The organism is Thioalkalivibrio sp. AKL9 (assembly GCF_000377825.1).
In the GTDB taxonomy this organism is placed as follows: Bacteria; Pseudomonadota; Gammaproteobacteria; order Ectothiorhodospirales; family Ectothiorhodospiraceae; genus Thioalkalivibrio; species Thioalkalivibrio versutus.
Map to the genome: position 1 here is coordinate 141,973 of NZ_KB905105.1, position 25,233 is coordinate 167,205.

Here is a 25,233-nt window from a genome sequence, read left to right on the forward strand (position 1 = left end):
AAGAGGGCGCCAGCGGCAGGGTGACGACGATATGCAACGATCCGGGGTGACGGAGAGCCCCCCAGGTCGACGGCAAGGGCCCAAGCGGCTAGGTCAGGGCTAGCGGTCTTCTTCCGGAGGCGGGAACTGGAGGTGGAAGCCCTGCTCATCGAGGTTGGCGAGGACCTTCTGCGGGTCTTCCTGGGCCAGGGTGCGTTCCGGGGTCAGCTCGAACTCCAGCGCGAACTCCAGGCGACCGAGCGCCCGAACCACGCCCTCGGGGAGTTCGGAGAAATCATCCTTCTCCGGGAGATACACATAGGTATCGGCACGCTTGGTCGCGCGGTAGACGTAACACTGCATGGGTTCAGTCCTCGAGATAGGTGTAGCCGGTCAGGCCGTGCTCCAGTTCCGCCAGCAGGCGCCCGGCGGCCTCGCCGCGCAGGCCGATGGCATCGATCTTGGCGCGGAAGGCGCGGCGCAGGTCGTCCGGGGCAAAGTGCACGTAGGAGAGCAGCTCGTCCACGGTGTCGCCGCGCTCGGGGTTCAGCAGGCGGTAGCCGCCCTGCTCGGTCAGCTCCACGTTCACCGTGTCGGTGTCGCCGAACAGGTTGTGCAGGTCGCCGAGGATCTCCTGGTAGGCCCCGACCAGGAAGATGCCGAGATAGTAGGCCTCGCCCGTTTTCCACGGGTGCAGCGCCAGGGTGGTGTGCGTACCCTCGCGCTCCACGTAGTGCTCGATGTGGCCGTCGGAGTCACAGGTCAGGTCCTGCAACACGGCGCGGCGGGTCGGGGCCTCGTCCAGGCGGTGCAGCGGCATGATGGGGAAGATCTGGTTGATCGCCCAGGTATCCGGGATCGACTGGAACACGGAGAAATTGCAGAAAACCTTGTCCGCCAGCTTGTCCGTCAGCTCCGCATGGATCTCGGCCGGCAGCGCGTCCGGCTGCGCCAGCAGCCGCTGACACAGGGCGAAATAGATCGCCTCGGCGCGCGCCCGGTCCGCCAGCGACAGCATCCCGCGAGCGAAGCGCGCCTGCAGATCGGACAGGCCGAAGGCGGCGTCGTGATAGATCTCCGAGGCCGGGCGCCCGCGCTCGTCCAGCAGCGCCCGCATCGCGGCGATCTCGGGCAGCTCGTCGTCCGGCGCCGGCGGTATAGCATCATCCCCCGGGGCTGGCTCGCAGTCGATCACGTTGGTGATCAGCACCGCGTGATGCGCGGTCAGCGCCCGTCCCGACTCGCTGAACACCTCGGGCATGGCGAGATCATGCTCCTCGCAGATGCGCTTGAGCGGGCGCAGGATGTTCAGCGCGTACTCCTCCACCGAGTAGTTGATGGAGCATTCGTTGCGCGAGCGCGACCCCTCGTAGTCGATACCCAGGCCGCCGCCGACATCCACCACCTGAAGCGCGGCACCCGCTTCGGTCAGCGCGGCGAAGTAGCTGGCCGCCTCGCCCATGCCGTTCTGGATGTCGCGGATGTTCGCGATCTGCGAGCCCATGTGGAAGTGCAGCAGCTGCAGCCGATCCAGCCAGCCGAGGCCGCGCAGGCGCTCGAGGATGCCCAGCACATCCGCCGCGGACAGGCCGAACTTGGCCTTCTCGCCACCGGTGTTCTGCCACTTGCCCTTGCCAATCGACGCCAGGCGCACGCGCAGCCCCAGCAGGGGCGCGATATCCATGTGCTCGGCCTGGCGGATGACCTCCTCCAGCTCCGAGGGCTTCTCGATCACGATGTACACGCGATGCCCGAGCTGGCGCCCAATCAGCGCCAGGCGCACGTATTCGCGGTCCTTGTAGCCGTTGCAGATGATCGCGGCGCCCGGGCGCGACTGCGCGAGCACAGCCATCAGTTCCGGCTTGCTGCCCGCCTCCAGCCCCACCCGTGGGGTAAAGCCATCGGCACCCTGCGTGTCGCCCGCCGCCAGGATCTGATCCACCACGCTGCGCTGCTGGTTCACCTTGATCGGATAGATCGCCGTGAACGCGCCCTGGTAGGACAACTCGCGTGCAGCTGCATCGAAGGCCCGCGCCAGGCGGCGCACACGCCCGTCCAGCACGTCCTGGAAACGCACCAGCACCGGCGGCCCGATATGCTCCTCGCGCAGCCGCCCGGCCAGCTCATGCAGATCGACACCCGGGTGATCCGGCCAATCCGGTCGCCGCATCACCACATGGCCAGCGTCGTTCAGATCGAAAAAGCCACCATTCCAGTGGTCGATCCCGTAGGTGGCGCGGGCCTCATCCAGATTCCAGGGCGTGACGGTCATGGCGGTTCCGGGTTTCACAGCGGGTATATCCCCGTCATTGCGAGGAGCGAAGCGACGCGGCAATCGCCTTCCATGTCCACCGGAACGTCCAGGGCGAGCAGCGCAACCAAACGCACTGCCCTCGTTCAGGAGATTACTCGCTACGCTCGCCCTTCGGGCCGGCCGGCGGCCGTTCAACGCAGCTAAGCTGCTTTTGTGCTTCGTCGCCTACGGCTCCTCGCAATGACGGGGAGGTTCAGAGTTGCCCGCAGGATACAGGGCACTATCATAGCGGCGCATCATACCGTCCACCGCATCCGCAAGGGGAGCCGCCCAATGGCACTCGACAACAACTGGTTCAGCGAACCGCACGAAAACATGGCGCTGTCCCTGCGCATCAAGCAGAAGCTGCACGAAGAACAGACCCCCTACCAGAAGATCGAGATCTACGAGACCGAGGCCTTCGGCAACCTGATGGTGATCGACGGCTGCGTGATGCTCACCGGGCGCGACAACTTCATCTACCACGAGATGATGTCGCACCCGGTGCTCTACTCGCACAGCGCCCCGAAGAACGTGGTCATTATTGGCGGCGGCGACTGCGGCACCCTGCGCGAAGTACTCAAGCACGACGAAGTGCAAAAGGCCGTGCAGGTAGATATCGACGAGCGCGTCACCCGCTTGGCCGAGCAGTACTTCCCGGAACTGTGCGACGCCAACGACGACCCGCGCGCCGAGCTCCTGTTCGACGACGGCGTGCAGTACCTGCAGGACGCCACACCCGGCTCCGTCGACGTGATCATCGTCGATTCCACCGATCCGGTGGGCCCGGCCGAAGGCCTGTTCTCCACCGCCTTCTACAAGGACTGCGTGAAGGCCCTGGGCCCGGATGGCCTGCTGGTACAGCAAAGCGAATCGCCACTGTTGCATACCGAGAGCATCATCCGCCCGATGCACGACAGCCTGCGCGCGGCCGGCTTCATCGATGCATTGACGATGCACTTCCCACAACCCACCTACCCCTCCGGCTGGTGGACCTGCACCATCGCGGCGAAGGACGCCCCGGTGTCATTCCTGCGCGAGGAAGCCGCCGAGGAGGCGACGTTTGTCACCCACTACTACAACGCCGCCATCCACCGCGCCGCCGGGGCCACGCCCGAGTTCTTCCGCCGCAAGCTGTTCGCCTGATCCCGGCCAAACTCCCCTTAGCGCGATGCCATCGTCGGGAGATTGCTTCGCTGCGCTCGCAATGACGGGATTCCCTTCCTGTCATTGCGAGGCGCCGAAGGGGCCGTGGCACAAAGGCGCGAAACGCGTTGAACGGCCGCAGGCCGGCCCGAAGGGCGAGCGCAGCGAGTAACCTCCCGACGCAACCCCGACGTTTGCCCGGGCCGGCGCTGGGGCGCCCACGGAGATCGCCACGTCGCTGCGCTCCTCGCGATGACGGTACTTGCTGGCCCCGTCATTGCGAACCATGCAGGGCCGCGCTAATCTGACTACATTTGTAGTAGAGGAGGCACGCCATGAGTTTGCCCGTCCGCATTGATGAGGCGCTGTACCAGCAGGCCCGGGCCCACGCCAAGGCCGAGCACCGGACCATCGCCGGTCAGATCGAGTTCTGGGCCGAAGTGGGGCGCACCGCCATGGACAACCCGGACCTGCCCATCGACTTCGTCTGTGAACTGCTGATCGCTCGCGCCGAGGGGCGGGAACTCGCGACCCCGTTCACCCCCGAGGGCAAACCCGACTAATGGCCGCGGACGTGGAGGTGCTGCAAAGCACTCGCTTCCGGCGTGCCTACAAGCGCCTCCATCCCGCCCAGAAGGCCGACGTGGACGAAGCGGTTGCCGAGATCGTCCGCAACCCCGAGATCGGCACCAGCAAGAAAGGCGATCTGGCCGGGGTCATGGTCTACAAGTTCAAGTCGCGCGAGCAACTGATGCTGCTCGCCTACGAGTACGACCCCACCACCCGCCTCCTGCTACTGCTGGGCACACACGAAAACCTCTACCGAGATTTGAAACGCGGCTCGTAGGGTCTGCACGCGCAGGGGGTCGCGAAACACACGCCATGTGATGCGGTTCGCTGCGCTCAGCGCATCCTACGAGGGCTCCGCCGCGCGTCGCAGGGCGCATTGAGCGAATACGAAATGCACCGTTCGTGGTGGATATGGCTACGTGTGGCGGCCCGGCTTGAGGCGGTCGAGGCGCAGGCGTTCGCGGGTGTCGAACAGGCGGCGGGAGGCGAACCAGACCGCGCCGAGGGTGCCGAATCCGGTTCCGGCGGTGATCAAGAACATGATCAGGATCTGGTACTTGACCGCCTCCACCGGCGGGGCACCGGCGAGGATCTGGCCCGTCATCATGCCCGGCAGGCTGACGATGCCGGCCGCGGCCATGGCATTGATGGTCGGCATCAGACCGGAGCGGGCAGCCTCGCGGCGCATGGTGGCGACGGCCTCACTCCAGCCCGAGCCCAGCGCCAGGCGGGCCTCGATGGTGCGGCGCTCGCGCCAGACCGTCTGGGTCAGGCGGTCCAGCCCCAGCGCGATGCCGGTCATGGTGTTGCCCAGCAGCATCCCCAGCAGCGGGATGGCGTACTGCGGCTCCCACCAGGGCGAGGGTCCCACCATCGTGGTCAGCGCAAGCACGGTGACGGCAAAGGCCGAAACGAACATGGTGACCGCACCGATCCCGTAGCCCCACAGCCCGGCAAAACGGCGCTGCTGACGCGCCATCACCTCGTAGCCGGCGATCGACACCATGACCAGCGCCATCAGCGCCACCCAGCCCAGGTGCGCGTGGTCGAACAGCGTCTGCAGCACCAAGCCGATTAGCAGCAGCTGGATCACGGTGCGCGCCCCGGCGATCAGCAGACTGCGCCCCAGCCCCATGCGCGCCCAGATGGTCAGACCAGCCAGGGCGACAACCAGCAGCGCCGCCAGCGTCAGATCCAGCGCGGAAAGCGAGATCAGGTCCATGCGTTTGCCTCCAACTGGCCATCGCGGATGGTCAGGATGCGCCCGCCCAGACGCTGGCGCTGCAGCGTGTCATGACTGACCCATAGTGCCGCCGCCTCTTCTTCGGCCAAGTACGCCCGCACCGCGCGCTCGATGCGCTTGGTGTTCTCCAGGTCCAGGTTGGCGGTGGGCTCGTCCAGCAGCAGGACACGGGGCCGGTTCAGCAGCGCGCGCACCAGACCCAGGCGCTGTTTCTCGCCGCTGGAGAGACGCTCGACTTCCCACCCCAGCGAGGCCTCGGGCAACGCAACCTGTTCCAGCAGGTGCAGGGCCGCCTCGCGCGAGAAATCGGCCGGCAGGTGTTCGTCCACGCGCTCGCCCCACCAGGCGGTCTCGGCCGGCACATAGGCCACGCGCCGGCGCCACTGGACCGGCAGCATGGCGTCGCGCGCCTCGCCGTTCAGCATCACCTCCCCCGTGCTGGGGTCGAGATCCGCCAGGGCGCGCAACAGCAGGGACTTGCCGGCACCCGAGGCGCCGGTGACCTGCACCAGTTCGCCCGGCTGAACCGCCAGGTCCAGCGGGCCCAGCTGGGCTGTTTTCAGTTGTCGGACGTCCAGCAGGCGATCCATGCGACAGGGTTCCGGTGCGGCGAAAACGGGATCGTAACCGAAGCCGGGGTACGGGGATGAATGGCCGGACCGGGAGACCCTGCTTGCTGGGAAGAGAGCCGGCCGGGGTGTTACTAGCCCGCGGGCATCAGTCGCAAGAACCGCCGCGGGCGGGGGCTTCGCGGGCAAGCCCGCTCCCACAGGGTGTGTCGAACAAAAAAAGGGCGCCCGATAAAGGGGCGCCCAAAGGCCAACATCCAAGTCCTGGGAGACTGTCTTGTCGGCGTCGGAGGAGACGATGTATCAGGATCGAGCCGGGTTACGGCCCGACCCCGGTTTCAGGTTAACGAAGCTTTATTGCTTCCCGGTGAACTCCGGGTAGGCCTCGAGACCGCACTCGGCGATATCGGCGCCCATGGCTTCGTCCTCTTCGCTCAGGCGGATACCCATCACCGCCTTGAGGATCGCCCAGACGATCAGGCTGGCCACGAAGACGAACACGAAGATGGCGAGCAGGCCCACGATCTGGCCGAAGAAGGTCGCATCCGGGTTGGACAGCAGGACCGCCATCACACCCCAGATACCGGCGGTACCGTGCGCGGAGATCGCACCAACCGGGTCGTCGATCTTCAGCTTGTCGAGGGCGACGATCGAGAACACCACGATCACACCACCCACGGCACCGATGATCATCGCCAGGACCGGGCTGGGCATCAGCGGCTCGGCAGTGATGGACACCAGGCCTGCAACCGCACCGTTCAGGGCCATAGTCAGGTCGGCCTTGCCGAAGATCAGACGGGTGGTGATCAGCGCGGCCACCACACCCCCGGCCGCGGCCAGGTTGGTGTTGGCGAACACGGCGGCCACGGCATTGGCGGACTCGATGTCCGACACCTTCAGCTCGGACCCGCCATTAAAGCCGAACCAACCCAGCCACAGGATCAGCACACCCAGCGTGGCCAGCGGCATGTTGGAACCCGGAATGGCGTTGATCCTGCCATCCGCGCCGTACTTGCCCTTGCGCGCCCCGAGGAGCAACACACCGGCCAGCGCCGCAGCGGCACCCGTGAAGTGGACGATGCCGGAACCCGCGTAGTCCAGGTAGCCGATCTGGTCGAGGATACCGCCACCCCAGCTCCAAAAGCCCTGGATCGGGTAGATGAAGCCCGTCAGCACGACCGCAAAGGCCAGGAAGGCCCACAGCTTCATGCGCTCGGCCACGGCACCCGAAACGATGGACATCGCGGTGGCCACGAACACGACCTGGAAGAAGAAGTCGGCACGATCGGAGTAGTAGATGTCGCCACCGCTACCCAGCACGTCCGCGACTGCGTTGTCGCCGCTGATCAGGAAGCCCAGCCCCGGGATAATGGAGCTGAGACCATCGCTGTACATGATGTTGTAGCCGATCAGCATGTACATGATGCTGGCGATCGAATACAGGGCGATATTCTTGGTTGCAATTTCGGCCACACTCTTGGTGCGCACCATACCGGCCTCGAGCATGGTAAAGCCCGCGGCCATCCACATCACCAGTGCACCGGCCACCAGAAAGTAAAAGGTGTCCATCGCATAGGCGAGTTCGACAACTTGCTGTTCAATTTCCATGATTGAAATTCCTCATTCGCTGGAAGGCAAAGGTTTAAAGCGCTTCCGGTCCGGTTTCGCCCGTGCGAATACGCACGACCTGCTCCACCGGCGTAATAAAGATCTTGCCGTCGCCGATCTTGCCCGTGCTGGCGGACTTTGAAATGGCCTCGACGACCTGGTCGACCAGGTTTTCGTCAACGGCCACTTCAAGCTTCACCTTGGGCAGAAAATCGACTACATACTCGGCACCGCGATACAACTCGGTATGACCGCGCTGGCGACCAAAACCCTTCACTTCGGTCATGGTCATGCCCTGCACGCCGATCTCCGAGATCGCCTCGCGAACATCATCAAGCTTGAACGGCTTGATCACGGCGGTAATCATCTTCATGTCAGACTCCTGTGGGCGGGTCCGCTGATCCACGGACCCGCCTTTGCATTAAGAGGTAATAGCCGGCTTCAGAACGTCTTGGACCAGCCCACCCAAACCTTCAGGTTATCGCCAGACCCTGCGAGCTCGGAGCGATCGTCATCCTTGATGTCGGCATACTCTAGAGTGAACGAGACCTCACCAAAGTCGCCCACATCGCGGTACATAGTCGCTCCGTAATGCAGGTAATCCAGGTCTTCCTGGCCCGCAGATCCATCGGCATCAAACGTGTAATAACCGGCAGTCAGGTCGAGACCAAAGTCATTCGGGAGCGCGACGTCGTAACCCAAGTAGTAATAGATGTCTCCCGAATCGAACGCCTCTCCACTGGACTGGTCGCTGTGCACCGTCGCCGCAAGACCACCGTAGAATCCTGCGAACGAGAGTTCACCGTAGATCTCGCCGAAGTCGATATCATCGGGGCTATCAGGATAGGCGTAATAGATATACCCGACGTCATAGCCCATCCCATTACCAAGTTCGCCTGCGAAACCGGCGTACAGATCGAGCTCGTACTTTGCCTCTCCTTCTCCGAAATCAACCGTAGACGCCCAAGTACCAGCGTAGAAGCCGGACTCATGCTCGAAATCCACACCACCCTGGATGGCAGCAGCATCATCGGTCTGAGTGACACCACGGAAGTAGTAGTTGGAAACGGCGCCGATATTCATGGACAGCTCCGCGGCGGCGGTGGAGGTAAACGCGACGCCACCGGTGGAGCCTACGGTGAGGACAGCAGCGGCCAGCGCGGAACGGGTGAACTTCTTCATGTTGGTCTTCTCCCAGATTGGTCAATCGAGTGTCGCGTAGTCGACACCCGGTCCTTGCACGGGCTGTGCCAAGTACCAAAAGGGAGCAAAATCGGCTTTTCACAACACGTGTTGCGGCCGAACCACGAGGTTTTGCCTCTGGATGGTGCGCACTAAAAGTGCACACGCACCAAAAGCGTGCGATCAACGAAAAGTGTGAACACGGTCCGGTCCCCGCACGGGGCAGACGCGGAACAAAAGGCAGGAAAGCGGGCCGGAAGGACCCGTAGGAGAAGAGGGGCTAGTCGGACGTCGCGAGGGTGCCGCGCTCGATCTCGATGCCGACCTCGCGTACACCGGGAACGGCCCCGGGCTTGCCCAGTTTGATGCGCACCCAGGGGGTGCCGAACTGGGCCATCAGGGCCTCGGCGATCTCTTCGGCCAGGGATTCCAGCAGCGCGTGCGGCTCGCGCGTGACGATGGCCCGCACCGCGTTGGCCACCGCCTCGTAATCGACGGTATCGCCGATCTCGCCGGAATAGGCGGCGATGCGGGTGTCCGCCGCCAGTTCGATGTCGAATCGCAGGCGGCGCTGGATCCGCTGTTCCCAGTCGTAGACACCGACAACGGCATCGATTTCGAGGTCGCGCAGATAGATTCGATCCATGGGCTCGGCGGGCTCCTGTAGGTCGGCGCCTATCCTACTGCCCGGGCCGCACGAGGTACACCGAGCCGTTATCATGGAGCTTCCCTTGCACGGCTTCGAGACACGCATGAGCGAGCCCTTCCACGACCTCCCGTGGCCCGACAGCCTCGAGGGCGAACCGCGTCGCATCGGGGTAGAGATCGAGATGGCCGGTGTCTCGCTGGAGATTATGGCCGAAGCAGTAAAGGCCGAATTCGGAGGGCAGATCGAACCGGACAGTGCGTTCGTCGCCCGCGTGCGCGATACCGACGTCGGCGACTTCCAGCTGGAACTGGACGCCCGGGTGCTGAAGGACCGGGCCTACCGCGAGCATCTCGCGCGCCTCGGCATCTCGCTGGACGACTCCGACAAGGCGGCGCTGGATCACTGGCTGGCCGACGCCGCCGGCCGCCTGGTGCCGCATGAAATCGTGGCCCCGCCGATCCCGGTGGCCGACCTGCCCCGCCTGGACCGGGTACGCGCGGCCCTGCAAGAGGCCGGCGCCCAGGGCACCGAACGCTCGTTTCTCTACGCCTTCGGGTTGCAGATCAATATCGAGATCCACCGTACCGATGCCGAGTGGCTGCTGGCGATCCTGCGCAGCTTCCTGCTGATGGCCGAGGCCCTCACCGCGGCCGGCGCAATCGACCTGGCACGGCGACTGTCGCCCTACATTCGCGCGTTTCCCGGGCCCTTTGTACGCCACATGCTGGACCCGGACTTCCAACCCGATCAGGCCGGCCTGATCGATGCCTACCTGGCGCACAGCCCGACGCGCAACCGACCACTGGACCTGTTGCCCTTGTTTGCCCACCTGGACCCGGAACGGGTCAACGCCGCACCGGTGGAACACGACTTGATCAAACCGCGCCCGGCCTTCCATTACCGCCTGCCGAACTGCGAGATCGACGACCCGGACTGGAGCCTGGCGCGACCGTTCAATGGCTGGGTCGAGGTGGAACGCCTGGCGGCGGATCCGGAGCGCCTGGAGCGCCTGTCGCGGGAATACCTGGACCGCCCCGGCCAGGCATTAGGCCGCTGGGCCGACGACTGGAGCCAGCGCCTCCGTGACTGGTTCTGACTCGGCTCCCAATGCAACCAGCCGGGTCACGCCCCAAGCCCGTCGCCCGGTGATCGCGATCACCGGGCCGGACCAGGGCGGGGGTCCGGCCTGGCTGTTCACCGCCCTGGCGGTGTGGCGCGCGGGAGGCCGCCCTTTGCGGTTGCGCCCGGGAAAGCCGCGCGGCCGTTGCCCGTTCGACGGACTGATCGTGGGCGGCGGGGCGGATGTCGACCCCGAGCTCTACGGCGAGACCCTGCCCGATGGGCCGGATGCGGCCGCCATCCGCCAGGCGGAGCGCCGCCTCTCGCAGCGCCTGATCGGCTATCTCTTCTACCCGGCCCTGTGGCTGCTGCGCCGGCTGTTCCAGTCGCACGGCGGCGTACTGGACGTCGACCGCGACCGCCTGGAGAAGGCCCTGATCCACCGCGCGCTGGACGATCATCGGCCGATCCTCGGCATCTGCCGCGGCATGCAGCTGGTCAACGTGGTGCGCGGCGGCACGCTGCAGCGCGATCTGGCCGAGTTCTACGTGGAAACACCACAGGCCCGCAGCCTGTTGCCGGTCAAGCCGGTGCAACTGGAGCCGCGCAGCCACCTGGCGGACATCCTGGGCGACGCCACGCTGCACGTGAACGCCCTGCACAATCAGGCGGTGGATGGCCTGGGTCGCGGGCTAAGGGTCGCCGGCCGCGAGAGCAGCGGCGTGGTACAGGCGATCGAAGCCGACCGCGGCTGGTGCATCGGCGTGCAGTGGCACCCGGAATACCTGCCCCAGAAGCGCCGCCACCAGCGTCTGTTCCACGCCCTCGTTCAGGCCGCCGCCAACAACGTCTAAAACCCGATTCACCAAGAAGACACGAAGAAGGGCAGGCGCTCAGGCCGGGTACGGCACGGAGAGGCCGCCGAGGCCGCAGTAGCCGTGGGGGACCTTGGCCAAGTATTGCTGGTGATCCTCTTCGGCGAAATAGAACGCCGGCCCTTCGACGATCTCGGTGCTGATCGTTCCGCCCCGTGCCTTGTCCAGCGCGGCCTGGAAGCGTTGGCGGCTGGTTTCGGCAGCCGCCAGCTGGTCCGCATCGGTGGTGTAGATCGCGGAGCGGTACTGGGTACCGACGTCGTTGCCCTGGCGCATGCCCTGGGTCGGGTCGTGGCCTTCCCAGAAGGTGCGGAACAGCGCATCCAGGTCGACTCGCCGCGGATCGAATACCACACGCACCAGTTCGGTGTGCCCGGTCTGGCCGCTGCATACCTCGCGATAGGTCGGATTCGGGGTATAGCCCCCACCGTAACCGACGCTGGTGGAGTACACCCCGTCCAGCTGCCAGAACAGGCGCTCTGCGCCCCAGAAGCAGCCCATGCCGAACTGAATCACCTGCATGCCCTCGGGGTACGGCGGTGCCAACGGGGTTCCCAGCACCATGTGGCGCCCGGGCACCGGCATCGGCTCCTCGCGCCCGGGCAAGGCCTGCTCGGGCGCAGGCATGCGCGGCTCGGAAAATGCGAACATCGGCGACTCCATCAGTCAGCCGGGGTGAGCCGGATCAGCTCCCCCGGGTTGTGGTCGGTAAGTACGTAGATTGCGCCTTCGTGCACGCGCACGTCGCGCACACGGCGATCCAGATCCGGCAGCACCTCGGACTCATTGACCAGGTCGCGCCCGTCGAAGGTCAGGCGGCGCAGCGTCTGGTGCACCAGTCCGCCGACCAGCAGGTCACCATCCCAGTCGGCAAAGGCCGGATCGCGCAGGATCGCCATGCCGGACGGGGCAATGGAAGGCGTCCAGTGATGCAGCGGTGACTCCATCCCCTCCTTCTCGGTCAGGCCCTCGCCCACCTGGCCGCCACGGTATTCCTCGCCGTGGGTAATGACCGGCCAGCCGTAGTTCAGGCCGGGTTCGATGATGTTGACCTCGTCACCCCCGCGCGGGCCATGCTCGTTCTGCCAGAAGGTGCCGGTCTCGGGGTCCATTACCATGCCCTGCGGGTTGCGCACACCCCAGGCCCAGATCTCCGGGCGGGCGTCGGGTTCATCCACCAGCGGGTTGTCATCCGGCACCGAACCATCGTCATGCAGCCGGATGATGCTGCCGATATGGGTGGAGGTGTCCTGCGCATGATCGCGATCGCCGCGGTCACCCACGCTGATGTACACGTACCCGGCCTGGTCAAACACGATGCGGCTGCCGAAGTGGCGGCCGCCGCTGACACCCGGCTCGGCGGTGAACAGTGTCTCCACGTCCTGCAGCTCGCCATCCTGGAAGCGCCCACGCGCCAGGCGGGTCGTCAGTCCGCCCTCCACGCTCGCCGAGTAGGTGAAGTACAGCCAGCGGTTGTCGGAGAAATTGGGGTGCAGCGCAAGATCCAGCAACCCGCCCTGGTTGCGCGCCTGCAGGTCGTCCGGCAACCCCGGGACCAGCGCGCCCCGCCCGTCGAAGGCCTCGGCGTCCTCGAACCAGCGCAGGGTGCCCGGGCGCTCGCTGATCAGTGCACCGCCTTCGGGCAGGAAGGCGATGGCCCAGGGGTGATTCAGTTCCTCGTGCAGCACGCTGACCTGCAGATCCTGCTGCCCGCCCTCCAGGCCCTCGGCCGAGACCCCGGAGGACCCGGTGCATGCCACCAGAAGGCCCACGGTCATGGGAACCACCGTTACACGTCCCAGGATATGTTTGCGCTTGCTCATGGCTCGCTCCTTGTTCGGTCCGATGTCCATTGGTACCTGTGTTCAGGCGGCGGGTTCCCTCGGCTGGCAGACAGGGCACCAGTACGTCGAGCGGCCGTGTTCGCCCAGCAGGGCATATTCGACCGGTGCGCCGCACTGCCGGCAGGGCTCGCCACGGCGGCCATAGACGTTCAGGAACGCCCCCTCCTCCGCGCGCTCGCGGGTGATGCGCGGACCCGGCTTCAGGTTGCGCCGCAGCAACCGCTCGGCATCGCGGTACAGCCCCGCCAGCACTCGCTGCGACACCTGCCCGAGAGGCCACAGCGGGTGACAGCCTTGCAGGAACAGCACCTCTGACTTGTAGATGTTTCCGATGCCCGCCGCCAGCGACTGATCCAGCAGCACATCCAGGATCGGGCGCGCCGGGTCCGCGACGGTCCGCACCCGCATGACCACGGCATCCAGGTCGATCGCCGGGTCCAGCAGATCAGGGCCGACACGGGCATCCAGACGCGGGACATCCGCCGCCCCCGCCGTGCGCGGGCGCCACTGCAGTTCGCGAGGGTGAAAGCAGACCAGTACCCGCTCCGGGAGGCTGAGGATGGCCCAGGCACTGGAGGCCGGCTTGTGCCAGGCGACACCCGGGGCGTACTGGTGCCAGGTCCCGTACATGCCCAGGTGGGTGCGCAACTGCCACGGCCGGCCATCCGCAGCTGCAAGATCCAGCAACAAGTGCTTGCCCCGGGCCTGCACGGTCCCGGCGGTCATCGCGCCATGCTCGAGCAACGGATCGCCGCGCCGGGTGCGGGTCGCTACCGCAGTCAGCGTTGCGCCCTCCAGTACCGGCCGCAACGCGGCGGCCAGCTTGTGGATCGTGTCGCCCTCGGGCATGCGGGCGGGATCAGCGCTCGCGCGCGGGGTACAGGCGCGGCTCGCCCTCGGGCCGGGTGCGGAACAGGCGCATGGACCACAGGTACTGCGCCGGGGCCTGCTCGATGCCACGCTCGATGGCGGCGTTCATCTGCCGCGCATCGACGGCATCATCCCCCGAGGGATAGTCCTCCAGGGGCGGCCACAGGCGCATCACGTACTGGTCCGCCGCCGCGTCATACCAGGCGAAGCTGGGCAGGACCGCCGCCTTCGACATGCGCGCCAGACGCGCCAGCGCGGTCAGCGTGGCCTTCTGCACACCGAAGAAATCCACGAATACCGCGCCCTCGGCGCCCAGGTCCTCGTCCGGCAGGTAATAGAAGAAGCGACCGCGCTTGAGCTGGCGAATGGCCGGGCGCAGGCCCTGGTCGCGGGCGAAGATATCGCCGGAATAGCGCGTGCGGCTGCGGTGGTTGATCCACTCCAGCACCGGGTTCTTCATCGGCTTGGCGAAGGACACGCCGTCGAACATCTGACTCATGCGCACGCCGCCGTAATCCAGCCCCAGGGAATGCGGCGCCAGGATGATCACTGGCGTCCCGCCGGAGCGCAGGCGCTCGTAGTGCTCCAGACCCTCGATGCGAATGCGGGCGGCGTGCTGGCCGGGCTTGCCGAACCACAGCAGCCCGTAGTCCAGCGCCGTCTGCGCCTGGTAGCGGTAATAGGCCTCCAGGCGCTGGGCGCGCTCCGCGGCGCTCATCGCCGGGAAGCACAGCTCCAGGTTCCGCTCGACCACCGCCCGACTGCGCCCGGCCAGCCGGCGAATCAGCCGGCCCAGCCCGCCGGCGAGACCGCGCACGGCCGGTCGCGGCAGCTCCTGCAGCACCCAGGCCAGGCCCAGCAACAGCCAGCTGCCCCAGTAACGCGGGGCGAAGTGCGCGGCGGTCAGCGGGGCCTGGTAGGCACCAGCGTCCTCGCGCCGTCCGGTTTCGTCGTCGACAGCGCTCATGCGCCCCCGGCACCGTCGGTGGGCCCGTCCGTGGCGGCCTGCTGCTTGCGGGCGCGCTTGGCGTAGACCTCCATCTCCTTCGCGGCCTGCAGATCACCCTTCTCGGTGGCCACGCGGATACCGCGCTCGCAGGTGGACAGGGCCGACTCGGGGCGCTCCAGCTCCACCAGCGTCTTCGCCAGCAGCTTCCAGGCCGCGGAATAACCGCCGTCCAGATCCAGCGCCCGCTGCAGATGGGGCACTGCGGCCTCCAGCTGGCCATCGGTCGCCAGGGCATTGCCCAGCGAGAAACGCAGCATGGCGGAATCCTGACCGCCATCGAGCATATTCTGGAAGCGTTCGATCATGTCGCTCATGGGGTACCTCCCTCGGCGCGTGCCGATACGTACAGTCAGGCTAACGCCGCCAGAAGGCGGGCGACAGAAGCACCAGCACGGTAAAGATTTCCAGGCGCCCCATCAGCATCGCAACCACCAGGACCCACTTGCTGAAGTCGTTGATGGAGGCATAGTTCGCGCCCACCTCGCCCAGACCGGGACCCAGGTTGTTCAGCGAAGCGGCCACTGCCGAGAACGAGGTGACCTGATCCAGACCGGTCACCATCAGCAACAGCATCATCACAACGAACACCATCACGTAGGCCGCCAGGAAGCCCCACACCGCCTGCACGACGCGATCCGGGGCCTCCTTCCCGTTGACCTTCACGGCGATCCGCGCGTGCGGGTGGATCAGACGCTTGATCTCGCGCAGCCCCTGCTTCACCAGCAGCAGCACGCGGATGACCTTCATGCCGCCGCCGGTGGAACCGGTACTGGCCCCGATGAACGAGAGGAAGATCAGCAGCACTGGCAGAAAGCCTGGCCACAGGTAGAAGCTGTCGGTGGCATAGCCCGTCGTGGTCGCAATGGACACCACGTGGAAGATGCCCTTGCGCAGAGCCTCCGCAGGGTCACCGACGAAGCCGGTCCAGAGCATGAAGGTCACCACGATCACGCTGGCCACGGCCAGCAGCAGCAGGTAGGTCCGCAGTTCCTCGTCGTGACGATAGGGGGCAACGGTGGCGCGATGGATCACCAGGAAGTGCAGGGCGAAGTTCATCCCCGCGATGATCATGAAGACGATGGCAACGCTCTCGATCAGGGCACTGTCGAAGTGGCCGATGCTGGCGTCATAGGTCGAGAAGCCGCCGATCGCGATGGTCGAGAAGGCATGTGCGACCGCATCGAAGGCATCCATGCCGGCGGCCCAGTAGGCCAGCGCGCAGGCCACGGTCAGGCCCAGGTAGATGTACCAGAGGTTGCGCGCGGTCTCGGCGATACGCGGCGTCAGCTTGTTGTCGCGGATCGGCCCCGGGGTCTCGGCCTTGAACAGCTGCATGCCGCCCACGCCCAGAAGCGGCAGGATGGCCACCGCCAGCACGATGATCCCCATACCGCCCATCCACTGCAGCTGCTGGCGATACCACAGCAGCGCCCGCGGCAGATCATCCAGCCCGGTCAGCACCGTGGCGCCGGTCGTGGTCAGCCCGGACATCGACTCGAAGGCGGCATCGGTGAAGGACACGTGCAGGTTCGGATCGAGGTACAGCGGTGTCGCCCCGGCGATCCCCAGTCCCAGCCAGAACAGCACCACCAGGATGAAGCCGTCGCGCGCCTGCAGGTCCTGGCGCATGCGGTACAGCGGCGCCCACAGCAGACCGCCCATCAGCAACAGGAGGGCGAAGGCCTGCAGGAACACATACGCGGTGGACTCCCCGTACAGAAAGCCGATGGCCGCCGGCGGCAGCATCGCCAGACTGAACAGCGTCAGCAGGACACCCAGCAGCCGGGCCGTGGAGGCGAGATGGAGCATCCGTGCGCTGCGCCTAGAAGAACAGCGCCGTGGGCTGGAACAGGCGCTGCACCTGCTTCACCTTGCGCCGATCGGTCACGAACAGAATCACGTGGTCGCCGGCCTCGATGACCGTGTCGCGATGGGGGATGATGACCTCCTCGCCCCGCACCACCGCTCCGACGCGAGTGCCCTCGGGAAAGTCGATCTCGTCGATCCGGCGGCTGACCACCTGCGACGTCCGGGCATCGCCGTTGACCACGGTCTCGATCGCCTCGGCCGCACCGCGGCGCAGGGCATGCACGGTGGCGGTTCCGCCCTCGCGCACCCGCGCCAGCAGCGCACCGATGGTCGCCTGCTGTGGCGAGATCGCGACATCGATGGTCCCGCTTTGCAGCAGGTCCACGTAGCTCGGCCGATTGATCAGCGACATCACCTTGCGCACGCCCCAGCGCTTGGCCAGCATCCCGGCGAAGATGTTCGCCTGGTCGTCGTTGGTGACCGCGCAGAACACGTCGCTGTGCTCGACATTGATGGATTCGAGGAAGCGGTCATCCGAGCTGTCCCCGTGCAGCACCAGGACATTGCTGGGTAGCGTCCGCGCCAGATGATCGGCACGTTCGGAATCGCGTTCGATCACCTTGACCCGGTAGCGCTTGCTGAGCGTCTCGGCCAGGCGCTCGCCGATGTTGCCGCCACCGGCCACCATGATCCGCTTGTAGGGCTTTTCCAGCTTGCGCAGCTCCGAGGTCACCGCACGGATGTTCTTCTTCGCCGCGACGAAGAACACCTCGTCATCGGCCTCGATCACCGTGGAACCATCCGGCTGGATCGAGCGATCCTTGCGGAAGATCGCGGCCACCCGGGTCTGGATGCCCGGCATGTCGTTTTGCAGATTCTTCAGCTCGTGCCCGACCAGCGGGCCCCCGTAGTAGGCGCGCACCCCCACCAGCGAAACTCGGCCCTCGGCGAATTCCAGCACCTGGAGCGAACCGGGGTGCTCGATCAGGCGCTGGATGTGGCTGGTCACGATGGCCTCGGGCGAGATCAGCATGTCCACCGGCATCGCGTCCTGGGCGAACAGCGCCGGGGTCTCGTGATAGTCGCGGGCCCGCACCCGGGCGATCTTGGTCTCGATATTGAACAGCGTGGAGGCCACCTGGCAGGCGACCATGTTGGTCTCGTCCGAGTTGGTGACCGCGATCAGCATGGACGCGTCCTGCGCACCGGCTGCCTCCAGCACCGAGGGGTGCGCGGCAAAGCCGTGCACGGTCTTGATGTCGAAACGATCCTCCAGCTCCGCCAGCATCTCGGCGCGGTAATCGACCACCGTAATGTCGATCCCGTCGGCGCTCAGCGCCTCCGCCAGCGACTGACCGACCTGCCCGGCCCCGAGGATGATGATGTGCTTCATGCGTCTCCCGTCCCGGAGCAGGTTCAGCTATCGGATTTCACGCGCTTGGGGTCGATCCCCAGCGCCTTGAACTTGCGGTACAGGTGCGTGCGCTCCAGCCCCACCCGTTCCGCCAGGCGCGTCATGTTGCCCTCGGAGCGCTCCAGCTGTTGCTGCAGGTATTCGCGCTCGAACTGTTCGCGCGCCTCGCGCAGCGGCAGATCGGGGATGGCGACCGTCCCCTCGCCGCCCTCCTCGGCGCGCTGCGGCTGCCCGCTAAGGGTACGTTCCACCTCGTCGCGGGTGATCTCGTCGCCGGAGCCCAGGATCATCAGCCGCTGCACCAGGTTGCGCAGTTCGCGCACGTTGCCCGGCCAGTGGTACTGCTGCAGCCGTTCCAGGGCCGGACGCTGGAAGGCGCGCGGCGGCAGCCCCTCCTGCTGGTGCAGGTGGCGCATATGACACTCCAGCAGTTCCGGGATGTCTTCGGGGTGCTCGCGCAGGGGCGGGATGGTCAGTGGCAGGACATTCAACCGGTAGTACAGGTCCTCGCGGAAGTGGCCCTGCTTAACCGCCTCGGCCAGGTCGTACTGGCTCCCTGCGATCACGCGCACGTTCACGCTGATGGGCTGGTTGCCGCCGATGCGGGTGATGCGCTGGGTATCCAGCGCATGCAGCAACCGCCCCTGGGTCTGCAGATCCATCTCCGCGACCTCGTCCAGGAACAGCACGCCACCTGCCGCCTGCTCCAGCAGGCCATAGCGCACATGTTCTCCCTGCTCGCTGCCGAACAGCTCGGCGATCGCCTCCTCGCCCGAGAGCGACCCCACCGAGACCACGATGAACGGGCTCTCGCGGCGCGCGCTGCGCGCATGCAGCAGTCGCGCGAAGGTCTGCTTGCCCACGCCTGGCTCGCCGGTGATCAGCACCCAGGTATCGTGCTGCGCCATGCGCTGCACCTGGTCGCGCAGGTTCACCATGGTGGCGCTGTCGCCCACCGGGTCGGCCACCGTACCGGCGTGGCGCTTCAGGCCCACGTTCTCGCGCTGCAGGCGTGCGGCCTCCAGGGCATTGTTCAGGGTGATCAGCAGCTTGTCGATGGACAACGGCTTCTCGATGAAGTCGTAGGCACCCAGGCGCGTGGCATCCACAGCGGTCTCGACGTTGCCGTGACCGGAGATCATCACCACCGGGCAGGGCAGCCCCTCGTCATCGCCCCACTCCTTGAGCAGGGAGATCCCGTCACCGTCCGGCATCCAGACATCCAGCAGGATCAGGTCCGGGCGGCGACTGCGACGCTGTGCCTTGGCCTCGGCCACGGAGCCGGCGAGTGCTACCTGATAGCCCTCGTCCTCCAGCACATCCTGCAGCAGCATGCGGATGTCCGGCTCGTCGTCGACCACGAGTATGTAGGCTTCGCTCATTCGGGCTCCTCGTGAACCACCGGACCATGCTCCACCGGGATGCGGATGCGGAAGACCGCCCCGCCCGGCCCGGACTCTGCATTATGGCACTCAATCATGCCGCCATGCTCCTCCACGATCTTCTGCGCGACGGCCAGACCGAGACCGGTTCCACGCGGCTTGTCGGTGGTGTAGGGCTCGAAGATGCGCTCGAGGAACTCCGGCTTGATGCCCGGACCGGTGTCGATCACGCGCAATTCGATATGCGGCCCGGCCGAGTCGTCGAGATACGCCGTGGCGACATGCACCTCCATGTCCTCGTGGCCCTCGCCCGCCTCCAGGGCGTTCTTGATCAGGTTGTGCAGCAACTGGCGCAGACGCCCGGCGTCGCCATGGATTCGCGGCAGGGACGCATCCAGCGTGACATCGACGCGCGAGCGCCCGTCCTGGTCCAGGTACAACTCGCAGACGTCCCGGATCAGCTGGTTCAGATCCACCGACGCGCGCTCCAGCTGCGGGGCCTGGGCATAGTCGCGGAAGGCGTTGACCAGGGTCTTCATCGCCTCCACCTGCTGCACGATGGTACCGGTGGCGCGATCCAGCACCTCGCGATCCGCCCCCTCCAGCACCTTGCCCAGACGCCGCGACAGGCGCTCGGCGGACAGCTGGATCGGGGTCAGCGGGTTCTTGATCTCGTGCGCCAGGCGGCGCGCCACCTCACCCCAGGCGGCGTCACGCTGGGCCTTCAGGAACTCGGTCATATCGTCGAACACGATCGCGTGCAGACCGCGGCTGGACCCCGAGGTCGGCAGCCACACGGCACGGGTCATCAGCACCTTGCGCCCGCTACGGGTGAACACCACCACCTGGCGCGACCATTCTTCTTCCTGGCGCACCAGGGCATCGCTGATCGCCTCGAAAAACTGCGCCACCAGCGGGCACTCGGCGCCCACCTCCGACATCACCCGGGTGCGCGCCCGCTGCAGGTCGCACTCCAGGATCTCGCTGGCCGCGGCGTTCGCGGTACGCAGGCGCAGGCTGCCATCCAGCGCCAGCACGCCGGAGCGCAAATGTTGCAGCACGCTCTCCAGATAGGCGCGCTCGGCGTCCAGCAGGCGGCGGTTGCGTTCCGCCTCGTCGCGCGCCTCGTTCAGGGTGCGCGTCATGGTATTGAACGACTGCACCAGGAAACCCAGCTCGTCGGCGCGCTGCACCGCCAGGCGGGTGCTGTAGTCGCCCTGGGCGACCATGCGTGTGCCCTGCACCAGGTCGGAGATCGGGCGCACCATGCGCCGCGCCACCAGCAGCCCAGCCCAGAGTGCCGCCATCAGCGAGATCGCCAGCGCCAGTGACAGGGTGAACACAAAGCCCTGGATCATCGGCCCGCGCAGGTAGGCGAATTCGCGATAGTCGGCGAAGGCGTCCTGCACCCGTAGCGACAACGCGCTCATGCGCGGGTCCACGGGGTAAATGCCCTGCAGGATACGGTTCTCCGAGCCCGGGCGGCGGCTGCTGGTGGTGGCCACCACGCGGATGATCAGCGAGCCGTCGGGCTGCGGCTCCAGCCGCGAATACGGCTGTTCCGGGCGCACCCGCATCAGAATGTCGGACCCGGGCGGGGTCGGCAGACGACGAATTGGGCTGTCGGTGCTGGAGGCGATAATGCGGTTGTTGGAGCCGACCAGGGTCAGCTCCTGCGCCCCGACCTGGCGGCGATAGTCGTTCAGGGCCAGCGGCACCAGCCCCTCCGAGACCCCCTCGAGATCGCTCATCAGTTCCTGGGTCTCGTTCGCCAGCTGGCGCACCCGCAGATCCAGCGACGAGCGCGACAGCTCCAGCGCATCCTCCAGCGCCGACTCCACGCGCACGTCGAACCAGGAATCCACGCCCTCGTTCAGGAACTTGAAGGAGAAGTAATAGACAACGGACACCGGTAGCACCGCCACCAGCATGAACACCGCAACCAGGCGCAGGGTCAGCCGGCTGCCGGGGACCCCGCGGCGATACTGGATCGCCATGCGCGCGACCTGATAGATGATCAGCCCGCCCAGCGCCACCAGCACGGCGACGTGGAACACCAGCAGCCACAGGAACAGCTGCTCGAAGCGCGCCTGGTTCTGCGCGGCATCGCCCATCACCACCAGCGAGGTCAGCAGCAGCACGAACAGGAGCCCGATGCCGAACAGCCCCCACGGGAAGCCCCTCAGTCCAGCGACCATCGCCGCCACTCCTGTCGTGTCGTCAGATCACCGCGCAACCCGGCATCCAGCTGCAGGGGCAGAGGCAGCGCCGAGTACACCAGCATCAGGCGTGCCGCCAGGTCGAACTCCCCGGGATTCGGGCGCGCCGAAGCGGGAATGCCGTCCAGGCGCAGCCGGCCCAGCCGCCGGGCGACCTGGTCCAGGGCATCCCCCAGGGTCGGTTTCAGATCCATGCGCTCGTCGGTCACCGCGGTTACCAGGTAGTGCCGGTTCAGCGCAAAGTATTGCAGCTGGACCCGGCGGGTCTCGCTCGCCAGGGTGTCGCGCCCCACCCGGCGACCGCGCTCCAGACGGGTCTCCGCCTCGAACTCCAGGGTCACGCCGTTGGCCAGGGCAGCTTCCAGCACGGCGGGCAGACGCATGTCGATATCGAGACGCACCAGCACGGTGGTGTCGTCCAGCCACAGGTGATTGGCGCCGCGGATCTCCACCGCCGCGGCCGGCACAGGCAGCGCCAGCAGAGCAAACAGGCAGCACAGCGCCACGAAGGGCCCGCGCCACGGGGAGGCGCCGCTCGGCATCAGGGGGCCTGCTTCTCCAGGAGCGCATAGTAGAAGCCATCACCGCCCTCGAGACCCAGCGGCAGCGACACGCCGACCTCGCGCGGCCGGCCTCCGGGGATCCCCGCATCGCCGTTCACGGGAAGCACCCGCGCATCCGCGGTCGCGGCCACGAACGGGGCCACAACGGCCTCGTTTTCCGGCGACAGCAACGAGCAGGTGGCATACAGCAGCCGCCCGCCCGGGCGCAGCAGCTGCCAGGCGCCGGCCAGCAGGCGGGCCTGCTCCGCCGCCAGGCGCGGGATGTCCTCGGCTCGACGCAGGGTCTTGATATCCGGATGACGCCGGATCACGCCGGTGGCAGAACAAGGCACGTCCAGCAGGATCGCGTCGAAGGCCTGGCCGTCCCACCAGTCGTCGGCGGCCTCCAGGTCGGCGGCGACCAGCCGGGCGTCGAAGCCCAGCCGGTCGAGATTCTCGCGCACCTGCTCCAGGCGTTCCGGGTCGTTGTCCAGCGCGGTGAGGTCCAGTTGGCCACCGGCGCGCTCCAGAAGGTGCCCGGTCTTGCCGCCCGGGGCCGCACAGGCATCCAGCACCCGCTCGCCCGGCTGCGGATCCAGCAGGTGCCCGGCCCATTGCGCCGAGGCGTCCTGGACCGACAGCGCCCCGTCGGCAAACCCCGGCAGCGCCCCGACGTCGACCGGATTCTCCAGGGTCAGCGCGCTGGCGAGCACCGGGTGCGGCCGCGCCGGCGTCCCCGCAGCGGCCAGCGCCTCCAGCGCCGCCTCGCGGCTGTCACGGTGCAGGTTCACCCGCAGGGTCATCGGCGCCGGCAGCGTCGAGGCCTCCAGCAACGCCTCCCAGTCCTCAGGCCAGGCGTCGCGAATCGCCTCCAGCAGCCAGTCCGGGACCGCATAGCGCAGGCCCGGCTCCGCCTCGATCCGGGCGGCCAGCGCATCCTGCTCGCGCAGGGCACGGCGCAGAACCGCGTTGATCAGCCCCACCGCGCCGGGTCGATGGATCTCGCGCGCCAGCTCGGCGGTCTCGCGCACCGCCGCATGATCCCGCGTACCGAAATGCAGCACCTCGGCCAGGCCCTGCGCCAGCAGCACGCCGATCACGGCATCCTTCTTGCGCAGCGGCCGCTCGAGAAACCCGCCGACCAGCCCCTCCAGCTGCGGATACCAGCGCAGGGTGGTGTAGGCCAGGGCCTGCACCCAGGCGGCATCGCGCGGCGCGAGCCCCTCGGTCACCAGCTCCACCGCCCGGGTCAGCGACTGCCCCTGCAGCACCACGCGCTCGACCGCCTCCAGCGCACGCTGACGCGGCGAACGCGAATCCACCCGCGAGGGCACCACACGCTTTTGCTTGCCTGCCATCAGACCGCCCCCGTCAGGGTCTGGCCAACCAGATCGGCATTACGAGCCCAGTCGGCCGCCGCGACCGGGCGACGTCCCGGCAGCTGCACCGTTTGCAGCCGCAGGATGCCGTCGCCCGTGGCCACGTCGACGCCGTCCACTCCAGTATTTCGAATCGTCCCCGGCGCCGCATCGGCCGGTTCGGCAAAAGGGGTCGCGTTAAACACCCGCACCACCTGCCCCTGCCAGCCGGTCTGGGCCACCGGCCAGGGGTTGAAGGCACGTACCTGGCGATCCAGGGCGACGGCCGGTTGCGACCAGTCCATCCAGGCCTCCTGTTTCTCCAGCTTGCGGGCATAGGTGGCCTGCGCATCATCCTGCGGCAAGGGGGCGGACTCGCCAGCGGCGATCGCCGGGAGCTGCTCGACCAGCAGTTCGGCGCCTTCACGGGCGAGGATGTCGTGCAGGCTTCCAGTCGTGGTCTCCGGCGTGATCGGGACACGGCGGCAGGCATGCACCGGGCCGGTATCCAGCCCCGGGGCCATCTGCATCAGGCAGACCCCGGTCTCGGAGTCCCCTGCGAGGATGGCACGATGAATCGGCGCCGCGCCGCGCCAGCGCGGCAGCAACGAGGCATGGATATTGAGACCGCCCAACGGCGGGATCGCGAGCACCGCGCGCGGCAGGATCAGCCCGTAGGCCGCCACGATCAGGATATCTGGGCGCCAGGCCGCGAGCGCCGCCTGGGCCTCAGGGGATTTGAGGCTCTCCGGCTGCACCACCGGCAGCCCCGCGGCCTCGGCGACCTGCTTGACCGGGCCGGGGCGCAACTTGCGTCCGCGCCCCGCCGGGCGGTCCGGCTGGGTGTAGACCGCGACCGGCGCATGCCCGCTCTCGATCAGGGCCTGCAGCGCCGGGACTGCAAAATCGGGCGTCCCGGCATAGACGATGCGCAGGGAGTCGACGTCCGTGTCCGCCACCCCCATCAGACCGCGGGGACCGCGGCCTTGTCACCCGCCCCGGTGCGGACGCCCTGCTTCTCCAGCTTCTTGCGAATGCGGCTGCGCTTCAGGCTGGACAGGTAATCGACGAACAGCTTGCCGTCGAGGTGGTCGATCTCGTGCTGGATGCACACCGCGAGCAGCCCGTCGATGTCCAGCTCGAAGGGCTGGCCATCGCGCCCCAGGGCGCGCACGCGGATGCGGTCGGCACGCTGCACCTTTTCGTAGAAACCGGGCACGGACAGGCAACCCTCGTCCATCTCCTCCTCGCCGGAGGTTTCCAGGATCTCGGGGTTGATCAAGGCATGCGGCGCGCTCTGATCATCGGAGACATCCGCCACCAGCACACGCTTTTGCACGTTGATCTGGGTGGCCGCCAGGCCAATGCCCGGGGCCTCGTACATGGTCTCGAACATGTCGTCCACCAGGGTACGGATCTCGTCATCCACCTCGGCGACCGGCTCGGCCTTCAGGCGCAGCCGGGGATCGGGGAAGTGCAGGATTTCACGCTTGGCCATGAAAAAACCTCAAACTTTGTACTGTACAGACGTCGCAATTCTGCTAACGTTGGACCGCAATATCCGCGGAGTTGCGTCATCCGAATGGGGCCGGGCCACAGGAAGGCTCGGGGAG

Annotated in this window: 26 protein-coding genes; 5 read left to right on the plus strand and 21 right to left on the minus strand. The window is 66.9% G+C overall.

The window, feature by feature from the left end; all coding sequences use genetic code 11:
• Positions 1-99: 99 nt before the first annotated feature.
• Both D573_RS0104630 and speA read right to left on the minus strand, forming a co-directional pair.
• Positions 100-342: a YcgL domain-containing protein gene (locus D573_RS0104630; protein WP_018144623.1), complete on the minus strand. Its 243-nt coding sequence runs from the start codon at positions 340-342 to the stop codon at positions 100-102.
• Positions 343-346: 4 nt separating this feature from the next.
• Positions 347-2,251 carry a biosynthetic arginine decarboxylase gene (speA, locus tag D573_RS0104635; protein WP_018938935.1) on the minus strand — a complete coding sequence of 635 codons (1,905 nt, stop codon included), beginning with the start codon at positions 2,249-2,251 and terminating at the stop codon, positions 347-349.
• 315 nt (positions 2,252-2,566) lie between these two features.
• Here speA and speE point away from each other — a divergent pair, with 315 nt between their 5' ends.
• From speE to D573_RS0104655, 3 genes are all read left to right on the plus strand, one after another.
• Positions 2,567-3,418, plus strand: coding sequence for a polyamine aminopropyltransferase (gene speE, locus D573_RS0104645; protein WP_018168343.1), 852 nt, complete (start codon positions 2,567-2,569; stop codon positions 3,416-3,418).
• A gap of 335 nt (positions 3,419-3,753) precedes the next feature.
• Positions 3,754-3,981, plus strand: a complete 228-nt coding sequence (locus D573_RS0104650) for a ParD-like family protein (protein WP_018938934.1) — start codon at positions 3,754-3,756, stop codon at positions 3,979-3,981.
• Entirely contained in the window at positions 3,981-4,265 is a 285-nt protein-coding gene (locus D573_RS0104655) for a type II toxin-antitoxin system RelE/ParE family toxin (protein ID WP_018938933.1), read from the plus strand. Before D573_RS0104650 ends, D573_RS0104655 begins: the two co-directional genes overlap by 1 nt.
• Positions 4,266-4,403: 138 nt before the next feature.
• Here D573_RS0104655 and fetB read toward each other — a convergent pair whose 3' ends face one another.
• The 6 genes from fetB to folB form a co-directional block, all read right to left on the minus strand.
• Positions 4,404-5,210, minus strand: coding sequence for an iron export ABC transporter permease subunit FetB (gene fetB, locus D573_RS0104660; protein ID WP_018168345.1), 807 nt, complete (start codon positions 5,208-5,210; stop codon positions 4,404-4,406).
• Positions 5,201-5,821: an ATP-binding cassette domain-containing protein gene (locus tag D573_RS0104665; RefSeq protein ID WP_018938932.1), complete on the minus strand. Its 621-nt coding sequence runs from the start codon at positions 5,819-5,821 to the stop codon at positions 5,201-5,203. The genes fetB and D573_RS0104665 overlap by 10 nt, the downstream gene beginning before the upstream one ends.
• A 333-nt stretch (positions 5,822-6,154) precedes the next feature.
• Positions 6,155-7,408: an ammonium transporter gene (locus D573_RS0104670; RefSeq protein WP_018938931.1), complete on the minus strand. Its 1,254-nt coding sequence runs from the start codon at positions 7,406-7,408 to the stop codon at positions 6,155-6,157.
• Between the two features lie 34 nt (positions 7,409-7,442).
• Positions 7,443-7,781 (minus strand): P-II family nitrogen regulator, encoded by a 339-nt coding sequence (locus tag D573_RS0104675; RefSeq protein WP_012981610.1) that lies wholly within the window; start codon positions 7,779-7,781, stop codon positions 7,443-7,445.
• A gap of 68 nt (positions 7,782-7,849) precedes the next feature.
• Positions 7,850-8,590, minus strand: a complete 741-nt coding sequence (locus D573_RS0104680; RefSeq protein ID WP_018938930.1) for a TorF family putative porin — start codon at positions 8,588-8,590, stop codon at positions 7,850-7,852.
• Between the two features lie 280 nt (positions 8,591-8,870).
• On the minus strand, positions 8,871-9,236 hold the full coding sequence (folB, locus tag D573_RS0104685; protein WP_018144633.1) for a dihydroneopterin aldolase: 366 nt from the start codon (positions 9,234-9,236) through the stop codon (positions 8,871-8,873).
• 73 nt (positions 9,237-9,309) lie between these two features.
• Here folB and D573_RS0104690 point away from each other — a divergent pair, with 73 nt between their 5' ends.
• Positions 9,310-10,335 (plus strand): amidoligase family protein, encoded by a 1,026-nt coding sequence (locus tag D573_RS0104690; RefSeq protein ID WP_018938929.1) that lies wholly within the window; start codon positions 9,310-9,312, stop codon positions 10,333-10,335.
• Positions 10,336-10,384: 49 nt separating this feature from the next.
• On the plus strand, positions 10,385-11,152 hold the full coding sequence (locus D573_RS0104695; protein ID WP_018938928.1) for a gamma-glutamyl-gamma-aminobutyrate hydrolase family protein: 768 nt from the start codon (positions 10,385-10,387) through the stop codon (positions 11,150-11,152).
• A gap of 39 nt (positions 11,153-11,191) precedes the next feature.
• Here the strand turns inward: D573_RS0104695 and msrA are convergent, their stop codons facing one another.
• Genes msrA through def form a run of 13 tightly spaced genes read right to left on the minus strand, consistent with a single transcriptional unit; the run spans position 11,192 to position 25,118 of the window.
• The gene (msrA, locus tag D573_RS0104700; RefSeq protein WP_018938927.1) at positions 11,192-11,824 is read right to left on the minus strand and encodes a peptide-methionine (S)-S-oxide reductase MsrA; all 633 of its coding nucleotides are present in this window, start codon (positions 11,822-11,824) and stop codon (positions 11,192-11,194) included.
• 11 nt (positions 11,825-11,835) lie between these two features.
• Positions 11,836-12,996, minus strand: coding sequence for a PQQ-dependent sugar dehydrogenase (locus D573_RS0104705; protein WP_018938926.1), 1,161 nt, complete (start codon positions 12,994-12,996; stop codon positions 11,836-11,838).
• A 42-nt stretch (positions 12,997-13,038) separates the two neighbouring features.
• Entirely contained in the window at positions 13,039-13,866 is an 828-nt protein-coding gene (locus D573_RS0104710) for a DNA-formamidopyrimidine glycosylase family protein (protein WP_018938925.1), read from the minus strand.
• A gap of 10 nt (positions 13,867-13,876) precedes the next feature.
• Positions 13,877-14,854 (minus strand): lysophospholipid acyltransferase family protein, encoded by a 978-nt coding sequence (locus D573_RS0104715; protein ID WP_018650574.1) that lies wholly within the window; start codon positions 14,852-14,854, stop codon positions 13,877-13,879.
• Entirely contained in the window at positions 14,851-15,210 is a 360-nt protein-coding gene (locus D573_RS0104720; RefSeq protein ID WP_018144640.1) for a tetratricopeptide repeat protein, read from the minus strand. The genes D573_RS0104715 and D573_RS0104720 overlap by 4 nt, the downstream gene beginning before the upstream one ends.
• Positions 15,211-15,250: 40 nt before the next feature.
• Positions 15,251-16,705 (minus strand): TrkH family potassium uptake protein, encoded by a 1,455-nt coding sequence (locus D573_RS0104725; RefSeq protein ID WP_018650576.1) that lies wholly within the window; start codon positions 16,703-16,705, stop codon positions 15,251-15,253.
• A gap of 13 nt (positions 16,706-16,718) precedes the next feature.
• A complete protein-coding gene (trkA, locus tag D573_RS0104730; protein ID WP_018144642.1) occupies positions 16,719-18,098 on the minus strand; it encodes a Trk system potassium transporter TrkA in 1,380 nt (459 codons plus the stop codon).
• A gap of 23 nt (positions 18,099-18,121) precedes the next feature.
• Positions 18,122-19,501 carry a sigma-54 dependent transcriptional regulator gene (locus D573_RS0104735; protein WP_018168357.1) on the minus strand — a complete coding sequence of 460 codons (1,380 nt, stop codon included), beginning with the start codon at positions 19,499-19,501 and terminating at the stop codon, positions 18,122-18,124.
• Positions 19,498-21,699: an ATP-binding protein gene (locus D573_RS0104740; protein WP_018144644.1), complete on the minus strand. Its 2,202-nt coding sequence runs from the start codon at positions 21,697-21,699 to the stop codon at positions 19,498-19,500. Before D573_RS0104740 ends, D573_RS0104735 begins: the two co-directional genes overlap by 4 nt.
• A complete protein-coding gene (locus D573_RS0104745) occupies positions 21,684-22,262 on the minus strand; it encodes a DUF4390 domain-containing protein (RefSeq protein ID WP_018168358.1) in 579 nt (192 codons plus the stop codon). The genes D573_RS0104740 and D573_RS0104745 overlap by 16 nt, the downstream gene beginning before the upstream one ends.
• Positions 22,262-23,620, minus strand: coding sequence for a 16S rRNA (cytosine(967)-C(5))-methyltransferase RsmB (gene rsmB, locus D573_RS0104750; RefSeq protein ID WP_018938924.1), 1,359 nt, complete (start codon positions 23,618-23,620; stop codon positions 22,262-22,264). Before rsmB ends, D573_RS0104745 begins: the two co-directional genes overlap by 1 nt.
• A complete protein-coding gene (gene fmt, locus D573_RS0104755; protein WP_018938923.1) occupies positions 23,620-24,585 on the minus strand; it encodes a methionyl-tRNA formyltransferase in 966 nt (321 codons plus the stop codon). The genes rsmB and fmt overlap by 1 nt, the downstream gene beginning before the upstream one ends.
• Positions 24,585-25,118 carry a peptide deformylase gene (gene def / locus D573_RS0104760; protein ID WP_018938922.1) on the minus strand — a complete coding sequence of 178 codons (534 nt, stop codon included), beginning with the start codon at positions 25,116-25,118 and terminating at the stop codon, positions 24,585-24,587. The genes fmt and def overlap by 1 nt, the downstream gene beginning before the upstream one ends.
• Between the last annotated feature and the right edge of the window lie 115 nt (positions 25,119-25,233).